This window comes from Microvirga flocculans ATCC BAA-817 (genome assembly GCF_000518665.1).
GTDB lineage: Bacteria > Pseudomonadota > Alphaproteobacteria > Rhizobiales > Beijerinckiaceae > Microvirga > Microvirga flocculans.
On record NZ_JAEA01000010.1, the window covers coordinates 149435 to 168053 of the forward strand.

Sequence of the window (18619 nt, forward strand, 5' to 3'; positions counted from 1 at the left end):
AGAGAGGTTTGAGGATTGTAACAATCGCTTATCACTTGTGATGCGCGAATTGGCCCTAACGCCTTGACCGAATTCAGGGAGGTTGCTTTGAAAAAGCCAAAGCGCGGGTTCGCGCAACGGAATGCGGAGACAAGGCACGTGCGTAAATACTTTGGAACCGACGGAATCCGGGGCCGCGCCAACGGGATCATCACGCCAGACCTGGCCCTGCGGGTCGGGCAGGCTGCGGGTCTCATGTTCCAGCAGCGGGGCGATTACCGCCACCGGGTCGTGATCGGCAAGGATACGCGGCTCTCCGGCTACATGATCGAGTCCGCCCTCCAGGCCGGGTTCACCTCCGTCGGCATGGATGTGCTGCTCCTCGGGCCGATCCCGACCCCGGCCGTCGCCATGCTGACGCGGTCCATGCGCTGCGATCTCGGCGTCATGATCTCGGCCTCGCACAACCCCTACGAGGACAACGGCATCAAGCTGTTCGGTCCCGACGGATTCAAGCTCAACGACGAGGTGGAGCTTCAGATCGAGGCGCTGATCGATTCCGACCTGACCCAGCGCCTGGCGGGCTCCGCCACCCTCGGCCGGGCCAAGCGCATCGAGAGCGTCCAGGCCCGCTACATCGAGTTCGCCAAGCGGACGCTGCCGCGCCAGATCGACCTGGAAGGCATGCGGGTCGTGATCGATTGCGCCAACGGCGCGGGCTACAAGGTGGCTCCGGAAGCCCTGTGGGAGCTCGGCGCCGATGTGGTGTCGATGGGCGTGGAGCCGAACGGCTTCAACATCAATCACGAGGTCGGCTCCACCGCCCCCGACGCCCTGATCCAGAAGGTGCGCGAGGTGCGCGCGGATATCGGCATCGCCCTCGACGGTGACGCGGATCGCGTGCTCATCGTGGACGAGAAGGGCAACAAGGTCGATGGCGACCAGCTCATGGCCGTGGTCGCCCGCTCGTGGAAGGAGGACGGCCGCCTGTCGCAGCCGGGCATCGTCGCGACGATCATGTCCAATCTCGGACTGGAACGGTTTTTGGGCGGCATGGGCCTCGGCCTCGTGCGCACGGCGGTGGGCGACCGCTACGTGCTCGAGCATATGCGCGCCCACGGCTTCAACCTCGGCGGCGAGCAGTCCGGCCACATCATCATGTCGGACTACACGACCACCGGCGACGGCCTGATCGCCGCGCTCCAGCTCCTGGCGGTGGTCAAGAGCCTGGACAAGCCGGTCTCTGAGGTCTGCCACTGCTTCGAGCCCCTGCCTCAGGTGCTCAAGAACGTGCGCTACAAGTCCGGCAAGCCGCTGCAGGACGCCTCCGTCGTCAAAGCCATCGAAGCGGGCCGTGAGCGCCTCGGCGCCAGCGGCCGTCTCGTGATCCGCCCCTCGGGCACCGAGCCGGTCATTCGCGTGATGGGCGAAGGCGACAACGAGGACCTCGTCACCCAGGTGGTGGACGATGTGGCTGAAGCCGTGACGCTGGCCGCCTCACAGGTTGCGGCCTGAACCGCATTTCATCCCGATCGAACGAAAGCCCCGGCGAGGTGATCGCCGGGGCTTTTTGATTGCGGCCCTGTCCAGACTCGGTCACTCCGCCGGATGAGCGGGCGGCCGGTGCGCGGCGCGCGGGATATCCTCGCCATGGGCGAGCTGGCCCGTCTGGGCCCGCAACTTGTCGAGCATTTCGCTCACATAGGTTGCGGGCTTGGTGTAGCCGCCGATGAGGAGATAGATCGCAGGCACCACGAGCACGGTGAGGAGGGTGGACATGGTCACGCCGCCGACGATCACCGTGCCGATGGCGTTGCGTGCCTCGGCGCCCGCGCCGGTCGACCAGGCGAGCGGGATCGCGCCGCCGATCATGGCGATGGAGGTCATCAGGATCGGCCGCAGGCGCAGCACGGAGGCCTCGATCACCGCATCCCACACGGACATGCCGCGCTCGCGCAGCTGGTTGGCGAATTCCACGATGAGGATGCCGTTCTTCGTCATCAGGCCGATGAGCAGGATCATCCCGATCTGGCTGTAGATGTTGAGCGACTGCCCCGTGATCGTCAGCGCCGCAAGGCCGCCCGTGACCGCGAGGGGCACGGTGAGCATGATGATGAACGGGTTGATCCAGCTCTCGAACTGGGCCGCCAGGACCAGGAACACCACGAGCAGCGCCATGCCGAAGGTGATGTAGATCGCGTTCGAGGATTCGCGGAAATCCTGCGACTGGCCCTTGTAGCCGATCCGCGCATCCGCGGGCAGTTCGGCCCGCACGATGTCTTCGAGCGTCGTGAGCGCATCGCCGATGGAGACATCGGGCCTGAGCCCCGCATCGATGGTGATGGCGCGCATGCGGTTGAAGCGGTTCAGGGTCTGGGGCGCGGCGGATTCGGTCAGCGACACGAAGGAGGAGAGGGGAACCAGATCGCCGTTGGCGGCCCGCACGAAGGTGTTCGTGAGGTCGTTGGGCGATGCGCGATCCTCCGCGCGGCCGCGCATGATGACCGAATATTCCTCGCCGCGGTTCACGAAGGTCGAAACCTCGCGTTCGCCGAACATCAGCTCAAGGGTGCGGCCGATATCCTCCACGGACACGCCCAGATCGGCGGCGCGCTGCCGGTCGATCTGCACGCGGATATCCGGCTGGGATTCCCGGTAGTCGGAATCCATGTTCACGAACATCCCGGTTGCCTGCGCCTTCTGCATCACGATGTCGCGCCACTCGCGAAGAGTGTCGTAATCGGGCCCGCCGAGCACGAACTGGATCGGCTTCGAGGGGCCGCGCTGCCCAAGCGATCCGGGGCTGATCGGCGACACGCGCGCGCCGGGCAGGTTGGCCACCTTGCGGTTGATCTCCTGCACCAGGTCCTGCTGCTTCACCGTCCGCTCCTCCCAGGGGACGAGGCGCAGGATGATCATGCCCGCATTCACCGGCGAGGGCCGCGCGAAGCCGGGTGCGACCTGGCTCGTGATGGAGGAGACCACGCCCTGCTCCTGATAGGGCAGGAGAATGCGCTCGACCTCCTTCACCCGCTCGCGGGTGTAGTCGAGGCTCGCGCCTTCGGGGGCATCGATGCGCACGATGATCGCGCCGCGGTCCTCCGTCGGCGAGAAGTTCTTCGGCAGGCCCTGGAACAGGCCGTAGGCCGAAAGACAAACGGCGAAGCCGATGGCGAGGATGACGAGCGGCGCCTTGAGCACCCGCGTCAGGATCCTGCGATAGACGTTGTTCATGCCCGTGAAGAAGGGCTCGGTCATGCGCTGGATGCGGCCATGGGCCGGCACCATCAATTTCGAGCACATCATGGGCGTGAGGGTTCGCGCGACGACGCCGGAGAAGAAGATGGCGGCGGCGAGCGTGATGCCGAACTCGCGGAAGAGCTGGCCGGTATTGCCCGTCATGAAGGCGAGCGGCACGAACACCGCCATCAGGGTCGCCGTCGTCGCGATCACCGCGAAGCCGATCTCGCGCGCGCCGTCGAAGGAGGCGAGCAGCGGCGGCTGGCCCTCCTCGATGCGGCGGTGCACGTTCTCGATTTCCACGATGGCGTCGTCCACCACGATGCCGATGGCGAGCACCACGGCGAGCAGCGTCAGCACGTTGATGGAGGCGTTGAAGTAAGCCATCACCATGCAGGCGGCGATGATCGAGACCGGGATCGCCACGATGGCGACGATGGTCGAGCGCCAGTCGCGCAGGAAGACCAGGATCACCAGGATGACGAGGCCGATGCCTTCGAGCAGCGTCTTCAGAACGCCGTTGATGGAGGCGCTGATGAAGCGGCTCTCGTCGTAGGAAACCTCTGCGGTGGTGCCGGGCGGCAGGGAAGGCTTCAGGTTTTCCAGCTCCGCGCGGACGCCGTCGGCCACCGAAAGGGTATTGGCCGTTGCCTGCCGCACGATTCCCAGGCCCGTCGCGACCTTTCCGGATTCGTAGAACTCGAAGCGATTGTCCTCCGGGCCGACTTCGACCTTGGCGACCTCGTTCAGGCGCACGAGATAACCGTTCTTGTTGGAGACGATCAGGCGCTGGAAGTCCTGCGGGGAGGAAAGGCGTGAATCCGTCTTGACGGTGAATTCGCGCTGCGAGGACTCGATGCGGCCGCCGGGCAGCTCCACGTTCTGGCGCTTGATGGCGGCCTCCAGGTCCTGCACGGTAAGGCCGCGGGCGGCGAGCGCCGGACGGTCGACCCAGACGCGCATGGCGTAGCGCCGTTCGCCCGCGAGATACACATTGGCGACGCCGGGCACGGTGGAGAGGCGGTCCACATAGACGCGCTTGAGGAAATCGCTGAGCTCGAGCGCGTCGTAGGTGGACGAGGTCACGCTGATCCACATGATGGCCGAAGCGTTGTCGTCGACCTTGCGGATGACGGGCTGGTCGACGCCGTCGGGCAGGCGTCCCACCACGCGGAACACCGCGTCGCGCACGTCGGAGGTGGCGCCTTCGGGATCGCGCGACACGTCGAACTCGATGGTGACGGAGGAGCGGTCGTTCTGGCTCTGGGAGCGGATCTGGCTGATGCCCTCGATGCCTGCCACCGCACCCTCGATGACCTCCGTCACGCGGCTCTCGATGACCTCGTTCGAGGCGCCGCGATAGACCGTGGACACGGAGACGACCGGGCGGTCGACGCTCGGATATTCGCGCACCGGCAGCTGGATGAGCGCGGCAAGGCCGCCCACGATCAGCAGCAGGCTGACCACGACGGCGAAGACGGGGCGACGGATGAAGAGGTCTGAAACCTGCATGGCGGTTCGGCTCTGGTCTGGTCCGTTGAATCAAAAATCTCCCGCCGGAGCGGGAGACGGATCATTTCCGCTCGGCGGCCTGCGCGGCGCCGATGGGCTGGGGCATGTTCAGCGAGGAGCGGGAGGGCTGCTGCCGGTTGGCTGCCGGAGCAGCGCCTTCCGGCGCCGGGGCGGCGGAGCCCACGGGCCGCGCGACGACCTCTGCGCCAGGGCGCACGCGCTGCACGCCCAGCACGACGATGGTCTCGCCTGGCTTGAGCCCGTCCACCACCTCGACCTTGCCGCCCTGGCGCTGGCCGATGACGATGACGCGGCGCTCTACCTTGTTGTCCTTCACCGGGTAGACGATCTGGCGCAGGCCCTCGCTGACGATGGCTTCTTCCGGCACCACGACCGCATCGTCCTTGGTGGATACCTCAAGGGCGACGGAGAGGAACATGCCGGGCTTGAGCGCCTCGTCCGGGTTGTCGAACTCGGCGGTCAGCCGCACGGTGCGGGTCGCGGTATCGACGCGCGGATCGATGGTGGAAACGGTGCCCTTGAAGATGCGGTCCCGATAGGCGGCGGCGGTGGCGTTCACCGTCTGGCCCGGCTGGAGGCGGCCGAGAAGGTTCTCCGGCACCGCGAAGTCGAGGCGCACCTTTGACAGATCGTCGAGGGACGTGATGCGGGTGCCGGGAGCCACATAGGCGCCGAGCGAGACCGAGCGCGTTCCGACGCGGCCGGCGAAGGGGGCGCGGATGGTCAGTTCGTCGAGCCGGGCCTCGGCGGCCTTGCGCTGGGCCTGGGCGGAGGCGATCGAGCCTTCGAGAGATTTCATCTGGGCCGTCAGGTCATCGACCTGCGCTCCGGTGCCCGCCCCCGTGCGGTTGAGGGCCTGGGCGCGCTCGAGCTTGATCGCGACCTCGTTGCGCAGCGCCGTGGCGCGGCTCGCCTCGGCGATGGCCTGCTCGATCGCGGCCCGGCGCTCGGCGGCATCGAACTGGACGAGCATGTCCCCGGCCTTGACCTTCTGGCCCTCCTCGAAGCCGATCTGGTCGATGATGCCCGCCACCTTGGCGGTCACGGTGATCGATTCATAGGCACGCAGCGTGCCGACCGATTCCCGGACCTCGACGATCCGTCCGGTCCTGACCGTATCGACCTCGACCGTGGCCGGACCCATCGGGCCGCCGCGGCCCCGGCCTCCCGGAGCGCCGGCCTCCTGACCTGCGGGCTGGCTCACATAGGCGCCGATCACGGGCATATTGGCCAAGTGGCCGCCCTTATAGGCATACCACCCGCCAAAGCCTGCCGCCCCCAGCACGGCAATGACGGCGAGTTGACCGGACACACGCATGCTCGCTCCTTGACCTCTGTCTTCGATCTTTGTCGTTTAAGAATGCCGGAATGGTCCTAGCACAATATATGCCAATTACCCCGAACGGATCCGTCTGAACACGATGTTTTGTATTACGATTTCGTAATCTGCGGTTCCGCCGTAACGAAAGGTACGGCCGCAATCGCCTTGACCGGGAGGCTCGCCTCCGTCATACCGGTCGGCGGGACACCTCTCCCCACCGAGAGGCGCCCATCTGAAAGGATGGATCACATGACAAGCCTGCCCGCCGCGCGCCCGCGCGCGCCCTTCTTTTCGTCCGGCCCCTGCGCGAAGCGCCCCGGATGGTCTCTCCAAAACCTCAAGACCGACAGCCTCGGCCGCTCGCATCGCGCCAAGCTCGGCAAGGCGCGCCTGAAGCTCGCCATCGACCTGACCCGCGAGGTTCTGGAGGTCCCGGCCGATTACCGTATCGGCATCGTGCCTGCCTCCGATACCGGCGCAGTGGAGATGGTGCTGTGGTCGATGCTGGGCGCGCGTCCCGTCGACATGCTGGCCTGGGAAAGCTTCGGCGAGGGCTGGGTCACGGATGTGCTCAAGCAGCTCAAGCTCCCCGACGCCCGCGTGATCAACGCACCCTACGGCGAACTGCCCGATCTCTCGCAGGTGGATACGAAGACCCGCGACGTGGTCTTCACGTGGAACGGCACCACCTCCGGCGTGCGCGTGCCCGACGCGAACTGGATCGCCGCCGACCGCGAAGGTCTCACGATCTGCGACGCGACCTCCGCCGCCTTCGCGCAGAAGCTCGATTTCTCGAAGCTCGACGTGGTCACTTTCTCCTGGCAGAAAGTGCTCGGCGGCGAAGCGGCCCACGGCATGCTCATCCTCTCGCCGCGCGCGGTGGATCGGCTCGAAAGCTACAAGCCCGCCTGGCCGCTGCCGAAGATCTTCCGCATGACCAAGGGCGGAAAGCTCATCGAGGGCATCTTCGAGGGCGAGACCATCAACACGCCGTCCATGCTCGCGGTCGAGGATTACATCGACGCCCTCGAATGGGCGAAATCCATCGGCGGGCTCAATGCGCTCGTCGCCAAGGCCGATTCCAACGCCAAGGTCATCCACGACTGGGTCGCGAAGACGCCGTGGATCGCCAACCTCGCGAAGGATCGAAAGACCGCGTCCAACACCAGCGTGTGCCTCGTCATCGCCGATCCGGACGTGGTCGCGAAGGGGCAGGAAGCCGTGGCGCAGGTCGCCAAGGGCATCACGTCGGCGCTCGACAAGGAAGGCGTGGCCTTCGACATCGGCGCCTATCGCGATGCGCCTCCAGGTTTGCGCATCTGGTGCGGCGCGACGGTGGAGAAATCGGATCTCGAAGCCCTGACGCCGTGGCTCGACTGGGCCTTCGCGCAGGAAAAGGCGAAGCTCGCGAAAGCAGCTTAAGGACAAGACACGTCATCCCGGACGTAGGCTCTGCCGCGATCCGGGATCGCTCAAACCAGCCAGTCTCCCATCATGATCCCGCGCTGCGCTCGGCCGGGATGACGCCACAGGTGCATTCATGCCCGCTCCCCGCGTACTCATTTCCGACGCCCTGTCTCCTGCCGCCGTGCAGATCTTCAAGGATCGCGGCATCGAGGTCGACTTTCAGCCCGATCTCGGCAAGGACAAGGACAAGCTCGCCGCCATCATCGGCAATTACGACGGCCTTGCGATCCGCTCCGCCACCAAGGTGACGGCGAAGATCCTCGAACAGGCCAAGAACCTGAAGGTGATCGGCCGCGCCGGCATCGGCGTGGACAATGTCGAGATCCCCGCCGCGACGGCGAAGGGCATCATCGTCATGAACACGCCCTTCGGCAATTCCATCACCACCGCCGAGCACGCGGTTGCGATGATGTTCGCGCTCGCGCGCCAGATCCCGCAGGCCGATGCGTCCACGCAGGCCGGCAAGTGGGAGAAGAACCGCTTCATGGGCGTGGAGCTCACAGGCAAAGTTCTCGGAATCATCGGCTGCGGCAACATCGGCTCGATCGTCGCCGACCGCGCCATCGGTCTGCGCATGAAGGTCATCGCCTACGATCCCTTCCTCTCTCCGGAACGCGCCGTCGAACTCGGCGTGGAGAAGGTTGAGCTCGACGACCTGCTCCGCCGCGCCGACATCATCACGCTGCATGTGCCGATGACGGAGAAGACGAAGAACGTGCTCTCCGCTGATAACATCGCCAAGACCAAGAAAGGCGTGCGCATCATCAACTGCGCCCGTGGCGGCCTCGTCGACGAGGTGGCTTTGCGCGCGGCCCTCGATTCCGGCCATGTGGCCGGCGCCGCCTTCGACGTATTCGTCGAGGAGCCCGCGCTTGCCAACCCGCTCTTCGGTCATCCCAACGTGGTCTGCACGCCGCATCTGGGCGCGGCCACCACGGAGGCGCAGGAAAACGTGGCGCTGCAAGTGGCCGAGCAGATGTCGGACTACCTGCTGCAGGGCGCGATCCAGAATGCGGTGAACTTCCCGTCGATCACGGCGGAGGAAGCGCCGCGCCTGAAGCCCTTCGTGGCGCTTGCGGAAAAGCTCGGCTCCTTCCTGGGCCAGCTCACGGAAGCGCCGATCAAGGGCATCCGCATCGAGTATGAGGGCGCGGTGGCCGAGATGAACACCCGTGCGCTCACCTCCGCCGCGGTGACCGGGGTGCTGCGTCCCTTCCTGCAGGACATCAACATGGTATCGGCGCCCGTCGTCGCGCGCGAGCGCGGCATCACGGTCGAGGAGGTCAAGCGTGAGAACGCGGCGCGCGACTATGAGAGCTTCATCCGCATCATCGTCGATGCGGAGGACATGGCGCGCCACGCCGGCGGCACCGTATTCCAGGACGGCAAGCCACGCGTCACCGAGATCCGCCACATCGCGGTCGATGCGGAATTCGCGCCGCACATGATCTATGTGCGCAATGACGACAAGCCCGGCTTCATCGGGCGCTTCGGAACGCTCCTCGGCGAGTCCGGCGTGAACGTCGCGACCTTCGCGCTGGGCCGCGACAAGCCCGGCGGCGACGCGATCTGCTTCGTCTCCGTCGACCAGCCCGTGTCGGAGGAACTCCTGCGCCGGATCGAGGAAATCCCGCAGGTCAAGCGCGCCCGCGCCGTGCGCTTCTAACGAGGGCCGAAAGGAACGCATCATGCCATCATCCCTGCCGCAGCGCTTCGTCCTGACGCTCGCCTGTGCGAACCGTCCCGGTATCGTCGCGGCCGTGGCAGGGCACCTGTCGGATGCGGGCCTCAACATCCTCGACGCCCAGCAATACGACGACACGCAGACGGACCGCTTCTTCATGCGCGTCGTCTTCGACCCGGTATCGGGCGAAACCCATCTCGATATGCTCGAGAAGGGTTTTGCGCCGCTCGCCGAGCGCTTCGGCATGACCTGGACCCTGCGCGACAAGAATGAGAAGCGCCGGGTCATGCTGCTGGTGTCGAAATTCGACCATTGCCTCGCCGATCTCATCTACCGCTGGCGCATCGGCGAGCTGGATTTCGAGCCTGCCGGCGTCATCGCCAACCATCCGCTCGAGACCTATGGTCATGTGGGCCTCGGCGACATCCCGTTCCACTATCTGCCCGTCACGAAGGACACGAAGCTCGAGCAGGAGGCGAAGCTCTGGGAGATCATCCGTGAATCCCGGGCGGATCTGGTCGTGCTCGCCCGCTACATGCAGGTTCTCTCGGATGGCTTGGCTGCGAAGCTCGCCGGGCGCTGCATCAACATCCATCATTCGTTCCTTCCGAGCTTCAAGGGCGCCAAGCCCTATCATCAGGCTCATGCCCGTGGCGTGAAGCTGATCGGCGCGACCGCGCATTATGTCACCTCGGACCTCGACGAGGGTCCGATCATCGCGCAGGACGTGGAGTCGATCACCCATCGCGACAGCGCTGACGATCTCGTCCGGAAAGGTCGCGACATCGAGCGCCGCGTTCTCGCCCGCGCCGTGCGCTACCACCTGGAGGACCGCATCCTCCTCAATGGCCGCAAGACGGTGGTCTTCGCGGATTAGAGCTGCGCGATGGCCGGGGCGATCCGGTTTTACTTGCGCTCCGCCAGCCAGATGCCGCCGAGGACGAGGAACAGGCCGAGCGCGTGATAGAGCGCGAAGGGCTCGCCCAGGAGCAGCACGGCGAGCAAGGCCCCGAAGACCGGAACGAGATTGACGAAGAGGCCCGCCCGCGCGGGGCCGATCAACTCCACGCCACGGATGAAGAAGACCTGCGACACGAGCGATGGCATGAGGCCCACATAGAGCAGAATGAGCCAGCCCTGCGGCGTCGGCCATTGCACGGCCCCCTGCCGGATCTCGAGCGCCAGGAGCGGCAGGGATGTCAGGAAAGCCACTACGGCAAGGGCCGCGAAGAAGACGAGCCCTGGAAGCGCCGGCCGATGGCGCAGGCCCAGGGTGTAGCCCGCGTAGAGCACGCAGGCGATCAGCGTCCATACGTCGCCGATATTGAGGCCCAGCGTCTTGAGAATGTGGAGGTCGGCCTTCACCGAGACCAGCACGACGCCCAGCAGGGTCACGATCATGCCGAGCACCTGCAGCGGGATCACGCGCGCGTGGAAGAACAGCACGGTACCCATGAGCACGAGCACGGGGATGGAGCCCTGGAAGATCGTCAGGTTCACGGCGGTCGTGTGGTGCGCGGCGGCGTAGAAGAGCGCATTGAAGGCCGTGAAGCCGAACATGCCCATGAGCATGGTGAAGAGCCAGCGCTCCCGGATCTTCGGCCACTCGGCCACGACCTGCCTTCCCACCAGGGGGAGCAGGACGAGCACCACGATCACCCAGCGGAGGCAGGTGAGGACCATGGGCGAGACCTGGCCGATGGCGAGCCGTCCGGCGATGGCGTTGCCGCCCCACATCAGGGCCGTGAGCGTCAAAAGCAGGTAGGCCTGCCCCCATATTCCTTGCCAGATCGAATGCAGGATTTTCATGGAGGGCAGAACCTCGTAAAGCTTGCAGTCGCGCGCAGCTTCGCTAAACCGGCGCGGAATGGAAGCGGGTGAAGGGTATGGCCTTAAGGTTTCTGGTGGTCGAGGGCAATACGCGGGGCGCAAGGCAGGCCCACAAGGAAAACTATGGACTTACGCCCTCGGAGTCCTATGCGGAGGTGATCCGGAGCATCGCGGAGGATGCCGTCTGCGACATCGCCTTCCCGGCGGATGAGGGCGCGAACCTGCCCGACGCGGCGGGTTTGGAATCCTATGACGGGATCGTGCTCACCGGTTCGCATCTCAACATCTATGACCGCACGCCCGAGATCTTAAGCCAGATCGAGCTGATGCGGTCGGTCTATGCCTCCCGCACACCGTCCTTCGGCTCCTGCTGGGGGTTGCAGGTGGCGGCGGTCGCGGCCGAGGGTGACGTACGCCAGAACCCGTTCGGCCGCGAGGTTGGCATTGCCCGCAAGCTCACCCTGACGGAGGCTGGACGCAGCCATCCGCTGCTCGGGGGACGCCCGGCTTCCTACGACGCGCCCGCCATCCATCTCGACATGGTCACTGCCCTGCCGGAGGACAGCATCGTGCTGGCGAGCAATGCCGTCTCCCCGGTCCAGGCCGCCGAGATCCGAAAGGATGGCGGCGTGTTCTGGGGCGTGCAGTACCATCCGGAGTTTTCCTTGAGCGAATTGGCCTCACTCCTGAGACGCCGCACGGATATCCTCGTGCGGGAGGGCTTCTGTCGGACGGAGGAAGAGGCGCTGGCCTATGCGGACGATCTGGCCGCCCTCGATCGGGATCCGGCCCGCTTCGACCTCGCCTGGCGGCACGGCATCGATGCGGAGGTTCTCGAGCCCCAGCGCCGCACCCGCGAAATCCGCAATTTCATCGAGCACAAGGTCAGGACGGAAAAGAGCGCGCGCGGCCGGGCTTGAGGCGCGGCAACAGAATCGAATCCCTGGTTAAGCCGGTCGCGTCTTTTCGGGGGCGCCAAGGCTTCGCTGCGGAACCGCCTGAAAACCATATTCCCGCCGCTACCGATGCATATGATGCATGGCTCAAGGCTCATTCCGCCTTGACCTGAGGCGCATGATCCACCATGAGGGTTTGCAAGGTTTTTAACCCAACCCTGGCCTTGCGCCGGGGTTTTTTATTGTGAGGGTTTGAGCGATGGCGAACGTGGTTGTCGTGGGCGCCCAATGGGGCGACGAGGGCAAGGGCAAGATCGTCGACTGGCTGTCCGAACAGGCGGACGTGGTCGTGCGGTTCCAGGGCGGTCACAATGCCGGCCACACCCTCGTGATCGGCGACAAGGTCTACAAGCTTTCGCTTCTCCCGTCCGGCGTCGTGCGCCCGGGAAAGCTGTCCGTCATCGGCAACGGCGTGGTGCTCGATCCGCATGCGCTCGCCGGCGAGGTGGAACGCCTGGCCGAGCAGGGGGTCTCGATCACCCGCGAGAACCTGCGCGTCGCCGAGAACGCCACGTTGATTCTCTCCATCCACCGCGAGCTCGATGCCCTTCGGGAAAGCGGTAGCGCCGGAACGAAGATCGGCACCACCAAGCGCGGCATCGGCCCGGCCTACGAGGACAAGGTCGGCCGCCGTGCGATCCGCCTCATGGACCTCGCCGACCTGTCCGCGCTGCCTGAGAAGATCGACCGGCTGCTCACCCATCACAATGCGCTGCGCCGCGGCTTCGGCTTGGCGGAGTTCGAGCCGAAGGCGATCTACGAGGAGCTGGCCTCCATCGCGCCCAAGGTTCTGCCCTACATGGACGCCGTGTGGCGGCTGCTCGACGAGGAGCGCCGGTCCGGCAAGCGCATCCTGTTCGAAGGCGCGCAGGGCGCGCTTCTCGATGTCGATCACGGCACCTATCCCTTCGTGACCTCGTCCAACACGGTGGCCGGTCAGGCGGCCACGGGCTCGGGCCTCGGCCCGGGCGGCGTCGGTTACGTGCTCGGCATCGCCAAGGCCTATACGACCCGCGTGGGCGAGGGGCCGTTCCCGACCGAGCTGTTCGACGAGACCGGCGAGCTGATCGGACAGAAGGGCAAGGAATTCGGTGTGGTCACGGGCCGCAAGCGCCGCTGCGGCTGGTTCGACGCCACCCTGGTGCGCCAGACCGTGCGCACCTCCGGCATCGACGGCATCGCGCTCACCAAGCTCGACATCCTCGACGGCTTCGAGACCATCAAGATCGGCGTCGGCTACAGGCTCGATGGCGAGACCATCGACTATTTCCCGGCGAGCCAGGGGGCTCAGGCCCGGGTCGAGCCGATCTACGAGGAGATCGAGGGCTGGAGCGGGTCGACTGCGGGCGCCCGGTCGTGGGCCGACCTGCCCGCCCAGGCCATCAAGTATGTCCGCCGCATCGAGGAACTGATCGGCGCGCCCGTCGCAGTGCTCTCCACCTCGCCGGAGCGTGACGACACAATCCTCATGAAGAACCCGTTTGAGGGTTGACGGCGAGGCCTCGGAGGGTCCATTTCGAGGAGAAATGGCAGATTATTACCCTCTCATCGCACGGGCCGTCGAAGGCCTGCCCGAGCAGACCCCCGACAAGCGGCACGCCGTCTACGAGCGTGCCCGCACGGCTTTGGTCGCTCAGCTTCGCTCTCTCAACCCGCCCCTGACGGAGCCGGAGATCCAGAGGGAAAGCCGTTCTCTGGACGAGGCCATCGCCCGGGTCGAGGCGGATTACGCGGCTCCGGCCGGTTTCGATGCCGACGCCTTCGCCTCCGTGCTGGCGGACGATCGCGCCGCTCACGCGATGCTTGAGGCGTCCCGCGGCGCCGCCTCGGTTCACGGCCTGCGGGCTCCGGCTCCCGAGCCGGCTCCGGAGGTCGAGGCGGCCGAGGAGCATGCTCTTTCCGAACCCGTGGTGGCCCGGCCCAAGATCGACAGCCGTCCTCATCCTGCCATGCAGAACAAGGGGCGGATGCGGACAGTCATCTTCGGCTCGGTTCTGGCGCTCGTCATTGCGGCCATTGCCGCCTTCGCCTTCATGTGGCGCGACAAGCCCGAGAACCTGGCTCCCGAAACCCCGGCCGCGGAGGCCCAGCCGCCTGCGCCCGCCGATTCCAAGATCAACGAGAGGGTCGGCGGACAGGCTCCGCCGGCGGGAGCGCCTGCCGCACGGCAGCAGGCCGGTGCCGTGCAGCGGGCCGTCTTCTATGAGGAGGATCCCGCCAATCCGCAGACGCCCCGGGCCCTGGTCGGGCGCGTGGTCTGGCGGTTCGAGGACATGAACCCCGGTCAGGGCCAGTCCCTGGAGCGGGCAGTGATCGCCGATGTGGACATTCCCGATGCCGGACTGACCATGAAGATGGTCCTGCGGCGAAACCTCGACACGACCCTGCCGGCGTCGCACACGGTCGAGCTCACCTTCACGACCCGCCAGGGCGACATGGCCCGCGTGATCCGGGATGTGGGCCTTCTCCAGTTCAAGAGCGAGGAGGCGGCCCGCGGCACGCCGGTTGCGGGACTGCCCGTGCCGGTGCGGGAAAACCTGTTCCTGATCGGCCTTTCCAACCTGGAGAGCGACGTGGTGCGCAACACGCAGCTCTTCGTGCGCCGCAACTGGATCGACCTGCCGGTGCGCATGGCCTCCGGCCAGCGCGCGATCCTGAGCTTCGAGAAGGGCGGCTCCGGCGAGCAGATCCTGAACGACGCCTTCAGCCGCTGGCAGTGATCGGAACAGAAAGGCCCGGACAGCAAAAAGCCGCGCATCGCGCGGCTTTTTTCGTGAGGATCAGGCCTTTTCGTGGGCTCATGCTTCGGCCGAGGTAGCCTCGATCTGGGTCAGGTTCTTCTTGACCGCTTCCTGAACCTTCTCGAAGGCGCGCACTTCGATCTGGCGGACGCGCTCGCGGGAGACGCCGAACTCGGCGGACAGCTCCTCCAGGGTGATCGGGTCCTCCGAGAGGCGCCGCGCCTCGAAGATACGGCGCTCGCGCGGGTTCAGGACCGAAAGCGCATTGCGGAGCGCGGTCAGCCGGTTCTGGCCTTCCTCCTCCTCAACGAGCATCTGCTCCTGGCTCTCGCTCTGGTCGACCAGCCAGTCCTGCCACTCTCCGCCTTCGCCTTCTTCGCGCAGGGGCGCGTTGAGGGACGCATCGCCCCCGAGGCGGCGGTTCATGTCCACCACGTCCTGCTCGGTCACGCCGAGCTGGGTCGCGATCTGCTTCACCTGGTCCGGGCGCAGGTCGCCTTCCTCGAAAGCGGAGATGCGGCCCTTGGCCTTGCGCAGGTTGAAGAAGAGCTTCTTCTGGTTTGCGGTCGTCCCCATCTTCACGAGGGACCAGGACCGCAGGATGTATTCTTGAATCGCCGCCTTGATCCACCACATGGCATAGGTGGCGAGGCGGAAGCCCTTGTCGGGCTCGAAGCGCTTGACGGCCTGCATCAGGCCTACATTGCCCTCCGACACCACCTCGCCGATCGGCAGGCCGTAGCCGCGATAGCCCATGGCGATCTTGGCGACCAGGCGCAGGTGGGATGTGACGAGCTTGTGGGCTGCTTCGCGATCTCCATGCTCGCGCCAGCGTTTGGCGAGCATGTACTCCTCATGCGGCTCAAGCATGGGGAAGCGACGGATCTCGTCGAGATAGCGCGAAAGGCCCCCTTCATTGGCAAGCACTGGAAGCGCTGCAGCCATATTTTCTCCTCCTTTGGCTCCCTCACCATGAGGCAAGCCTGAGGCGGCCCCCTCCATGGCTGGCCGCCCTGCTTCACTATATAAGCGGTTCAACCTTGTCCGAATAGAGGCGTCAGGCTTCAAGACGTGGTGAACGCCTCAGAATCGCAAGGGTGCCATCACAGCCTCGTTTTGCGACCGATTGCCGCTGGAGCGGGGCTTTTGGCGGCGGGAAGGCCGCCGCGACGAAGACCTAGCTTTCGGCGCGCAGGGCCTGGAGCAAGGCGGCCATGTCCGCGGGGAGGGGGCTCTCGAAGCGCAGGAGCTTCCCGCTGCGCGGGTGCTCGAAGCCGAGGATCGCGGCGTGCAGGGCCTGCCGGCTCAGGGCGCGCAGCGCCGCTCTCTGCGGCTCCGAGAGGCGGTTGGCCTTGGTCTTGAACCCGGAGCCGTAGGTCGGATCGCCCAGCAGCGGATGCCCGAGATGGGCCATATGGACCCTGATCTGGTGCGTGCGCCCGGTTTCGAGCTCGCACCGGACCAGGCTCGCGATCGGCTGGGCGGGGGGGAGGCCCTCCAGCACCTCGTAATGGGTGATGGCGTAGCGGCCGCGGTCCTCGCCGACCACGACGATCTTCTCACGGTTATGGGTGCTGCGGGCAAGGGCCGCCTCGACGGTGCCGCGCCGCCGCTCCGGAACGCCCCAGACGAGCGCGAGATAGGCGCGCTCCAGGGGGCCCGTCCGGCCATGGTCGGCGAACTGCGCCGCCAGCGCCTGATGGGCCAGATCGTTCTTGGCCACCACCAGCAGTCCCGACGTATCCTTGTCGAGGCGATGCACGATGCCGGGCCGCCTGACGCCGCCGATGCCGGAGAGGCTCTCGCCGCAATGGGCGATGAGGGCGTTCACGAGGGTGCCGGAATCGTGCCCCGCCGCCGGATGGACCACGAGACCCGGCGGCTTGTCGATGACGATCACGTCCTCGTCTTCATAGACGACGTTGAGGGCCATCGCCTCGCCGGCCGGCTCGGCCGGAACCGGCGGCGGGACGGTGAGTGCAAGGCGGGCGCCGCCCGCGACCTTGCGGTTGGGGTCGAGAACCGGCACGCCGTCGACGCTCACCTGCCCGTCCCGGATGAGCGCCTGCAGCCGGCTGCGCGACAGGTCGCCCTGAAGCCGCGCCAGCACCCGATCCAGCCGGTCGGCCGCCGCGTCCTCATCCAAAATCCATGCCTGTACTGTCGCGTCGTTCACCGCTGCCTCATTTCAGTCGCGCCGCCCGCTTTTTTGAGCAAAGGGGCTTGATGCAAATCACAAGGGTGGTTATACGAGCGGCCTCCACCTTGCTAGCTCCCTTCGTCTAGCGGTCTAGGACGTCGCCCTCTCACGGCGAAAACAGGGGTTCGAGTCCCCTAGGGAGCGCCAAGGTTCAAGGGTTTCAGCCCAATTTCCCTTAAAAGATGTGAACTGGCACAACGCTGGCGCAATATGTCCGTCAGTGGTGTTGAGCTTTGAAGCTCGAAGACAACACATTGTGCAACACTGATGCGTGCCGGCCTCAGGTCGGGACGAACTGACGTCCAAGCAAGTAAGACAGCATGCGGACCAAGCCGCTCTCAGGCCCTTGGCTGTACGTTTTTCGTTCTGTGCCGCGGTTGCGCATAATGCCGCCGTTCCGGTCGACCATAGGTTCTTTCTGGAGAGCTTGCAGTGGCAGTCCCCCGAATCGGTTCTAGGAATGGGATGCCGAATTGCTGATGAGTGCGATACGAAAGGTCGTCTTGCTGTTGCTGCCGGCGTGACCCATCGATCGCATGCGACGCCGGTTCAGCGTGCCGCCTACGGGTGCCTCGTACAGCACCGACAGAAGGCTCGCGGTGTATCATTGCGGCCTTCGACAAGACCGCACGGGCTTTGAGGATCCGGCCGGGGCCGACGATTGCCCACGCTCGAACTTCCATCCCGGACCTCATATCTCGATGCGCTTTCCCTCAGAACAGAAAGGCTCTGAAACGCCTCGCACTACGGCGCTCACGACATAGGCCGAGCTTCTCTTTGGAGTTGAAGGGAATGACATCGGAGGCCTTTCGGTGCGGCTCGATTGAAGTAAAGGAATTGCCGCTATGTTGCTTTCGGCAAAGGACGCATGACTTCATCAAAATCGTCTAGCGTCGGCATCCGGAGGATCGGGAGAGTATCGATCTTCCCCAGGTGGGTGCGATACGCCTCCAGGCATCGGCTGCGCTCTGCGTCCGATATGTAAGGAACATGGTAGCCGAAGAACGGCTCGAGGACCTGAAAGCCGCAATAGCCGAGCGTGCCCTGGAGCAGATGGCGCAGCATGCCGTTAAGCTCTCCATGAACGCCGTTTGGGCCGAACATGTGATCCCGTCCGCCGAGAGTTGCCGTCACCAAGGCTTTCTTGCCCGTCAGCTCTGCGCGATCGTAAATCCGCTTCCCTCCAAAAAAGGCGCCTGACAGGAAAACCCGGTCGATCCAGCCTTTCATGATGGCCGGCATCGAAAACCAGAAGATCGGGAAGTTCAGGATCAGAAGATCGCTCTCCAGGACCCGTTCCACTTCACGGGCGATGTCCGGGGCGATGGTGCGGTTCTGCCAGCCGTTTCGCTGCTCGAGAGAATAGACGAGGTAATCCGCATTGCGGCGTGTGCCGAAATCGTTCGGCCCGGCCACCGGATTGAAATTCTGCTCATAGAGATCGGAGACGACCACTTCGTGCCCATTTCGGCAGAGCGTATCCACCGCAGCGTCTCGCAGGGCTGCGCAGAAGGATGCGGGTTCGGGATGCGCGTGGACCAACAAGACCTTCATGTCTTTCCTCTCTTTCTGACCGTTCGAGCCAAGATCCTGTTGACTCATCTGCGGGATTGTAGTCACATATTTCTAATAAAGAAAAATAATTCGTAATACGAAATAAGAGGAGAG

General features: G+C 65.3%; 13 protein-coding genes and 1 tRNA gene. 8 read left to right on the forward strand and 6 right to left on the reverse strand.

The window, feature by feature from the left end; all coding sequences use genetic code 11:
• Positions 1-138 precede the first annotated feature (138 nt).
• Positions 139-1494, forward strand: coding sequence for a phosphoglucosamine mutase (glmM, locus tag L879_RS0113045; protein ID WP_027316495.1), 1356 nt, complete (start codon positions 139-141; stop codon positions 1492-1494).
• Positions 1495-1575: 81 nt separating this feature from the next.
• Here the strand turns inward: glmM and L879_RS0113050 are convergent, their stop codons facing one another.
• Both L879_RS0113050 and L879_RS21615 read right to left on the reverse strand, forming a co-directional pair.
• Positions 1576-4731, reverse strand: a complete 3156-nt coding sequence (locus L879_RS0113050) for an efflux RND transporter permease subunit (protein WP_027316496.1) — start codon at positions 4729-4731, stop codon at positions 1576-1578.
• Positions 4732-4792: 61 nt separating this feature from the next.
• Positions 4793-6070 (reverse strand): efflux RND transporter periplasmic adaptor subunit, encoded by a 1278-nt coding sequence (locus tag L879_RS21615; protein WP_051435293.1) that lies wholly within the window; start codon positions 6068-6070, stop codon positions 4793-4795.
• Between the two features lie 252 nt (positions 6071-6322).
• On the opposite strand from L879_RS21615, the gene L879_RS0113060 reads away from it, so the two are divergent.
• The 3 genes from L879_RS0113060 to purU all read left to right on the forward strand — a co-directional run bounded on the left by L879_RS0113060 (position 6323) and on the right by purU (position 10101).
• Complete coding sequence (locus tag L879_RS0113060; protein WP_027316497.1) at positions 6323-7495, forward strand: phosphoserine transaminase; 1173 nt, start codon at positions 6323-6325, stop codon at positions 7493-7495.
• Between the two features lie 118 nt (positions 7496-7613).
• Complete coding sequence (gene serA, locus L879_RS0113065; protein WP_027316498.1) at positions 7614-9206, forward strand: phosphoglycerate dehydrogenase; 1593 nt, start codon at positions 7614-7616, stop codon at positions 9204-9206.
• Positions 9207-9228: 22 nt separating this feature from the next.
• On the forward strand, positions 9229-10101 hold the full coding sequence (gene purU, locus L879_RS0113070) for a formyltetrahydrofolate deformylase (RefSeq protein ID WP_027316499.1): 873 nt from the start codon (positions 9229-9231) through the stop codon (positions 10099-10101).
• A gap of 29 nt (positions 10102-10130) precedes the next feature.
• Here purU and L879_RS0113075 read toward each other — a convergent pair whose 3' ends face one another.
• The gene (locus tag L879_RS0113075) at positions 10131-11033 is read right to left on the reverse strand and encodes a DMT family transporter (protein WP_027316500.1); all 903 of its coding nucleotides are present in this window, start codon (positions 11031-11033) and stop codon (positions 10131-10133) included.
• Between the two features lie 77 nt (positions 11034-11110).
• Between L879_RS0113075 and L879_RS0113080 the strand changes: the two genes are divergently transcribed.
• The 3 genes from L879_RS0113080 (at position 11111) to L879_RS0113090 (ending at position 14730) form a co-directional block, all read left to right on the forward strand.
• A complete protein-coding gene (locus tag L879_RS0113080) occupies positions 11111-11974 on the forward strand; it encodes a type 1 glutamine amidotransferase (protein ID WP_027316501.1) in 864 nt (287 codons plus the stop codon).
• A 235-nt stretch (positions 11975-12209) separates the two neighbouring features.
• On the forward strand, positions 12210-13502 hold the full coding sequence (locus L879_RS0113085) for an adenylosuccinate synthase (protein ID WP_027316502.1): 1293 nt from the start codon (positions 12210-12212) through the stop codon (positions 13500-13502).
• A 34-nt stretch (positions 13503-13536) separates the two neighbouring features.
• Entirely contained in the window at positions 13537-14730 is a 1194-nt protein-coding gene (locus L879_RS0113090; protein WP_027316503.1) for a hypothetical protein, read from the forward strand.
• A gap of 78 nt (positions 14731-14808) precedes the next feature.
• Here the strand turns inward: L879_RS0113090 and rpoH are convergent, their stop codons facing one another.
• Both rpoH and L879_RS0113100 read right to left on the reverse strand, forming a co-directional pair.
• Positions 14809-15696 carry an RNA polymerase sigma factor RpoH gene (gene rpoH, locus L879_RS0113095; protein ID WP_027316504.1) on the reverse strand — a complete coding sequence of 296 codons (888 nt, stop codon included), beginning with the start codon at positions 15694-15696 and terminating at the stop codon, positions 14809-14811.
• Positions 15697-15928: 232 nt separating this feature from the next.
• Positions 15929-16927: an RluA family pseudouridine synthase gene (locus L879_RS0113100; RefSeq protein WP_027316505.1), complete on the reverse strand. Its 999-nt coding sequence runs from the start codon at positions 16925-16927 to the stop codon at positions 15929-15931.
• A gap of 95 nt (positions 16928-17022) precedes the next feature.
• Between L879_RS0113100 and L879_RS0113105 the strand changes: the two genes are divergently transcribed.
• Positions 17023-17098: transfer RNA gene (locus L879_RS0113105), tRNA-Glu, on the forward strand.
• Between the two features lie 696 nt (positions 17099-17794).
• Here the strand turns inward: L879_RS0113105 and L879_RS0113110 are convergent.
• Entirely contained in the window at positions 17795-18553 is a 759-nt protein-coding gene (locus L879_RS0113110; protein WP_210163822.1) for an NAD(P)H-dependent oxidoreductase, read from the reverse strand.
• Positions 18554-18619: the final 66 nt, after the last annotated feature.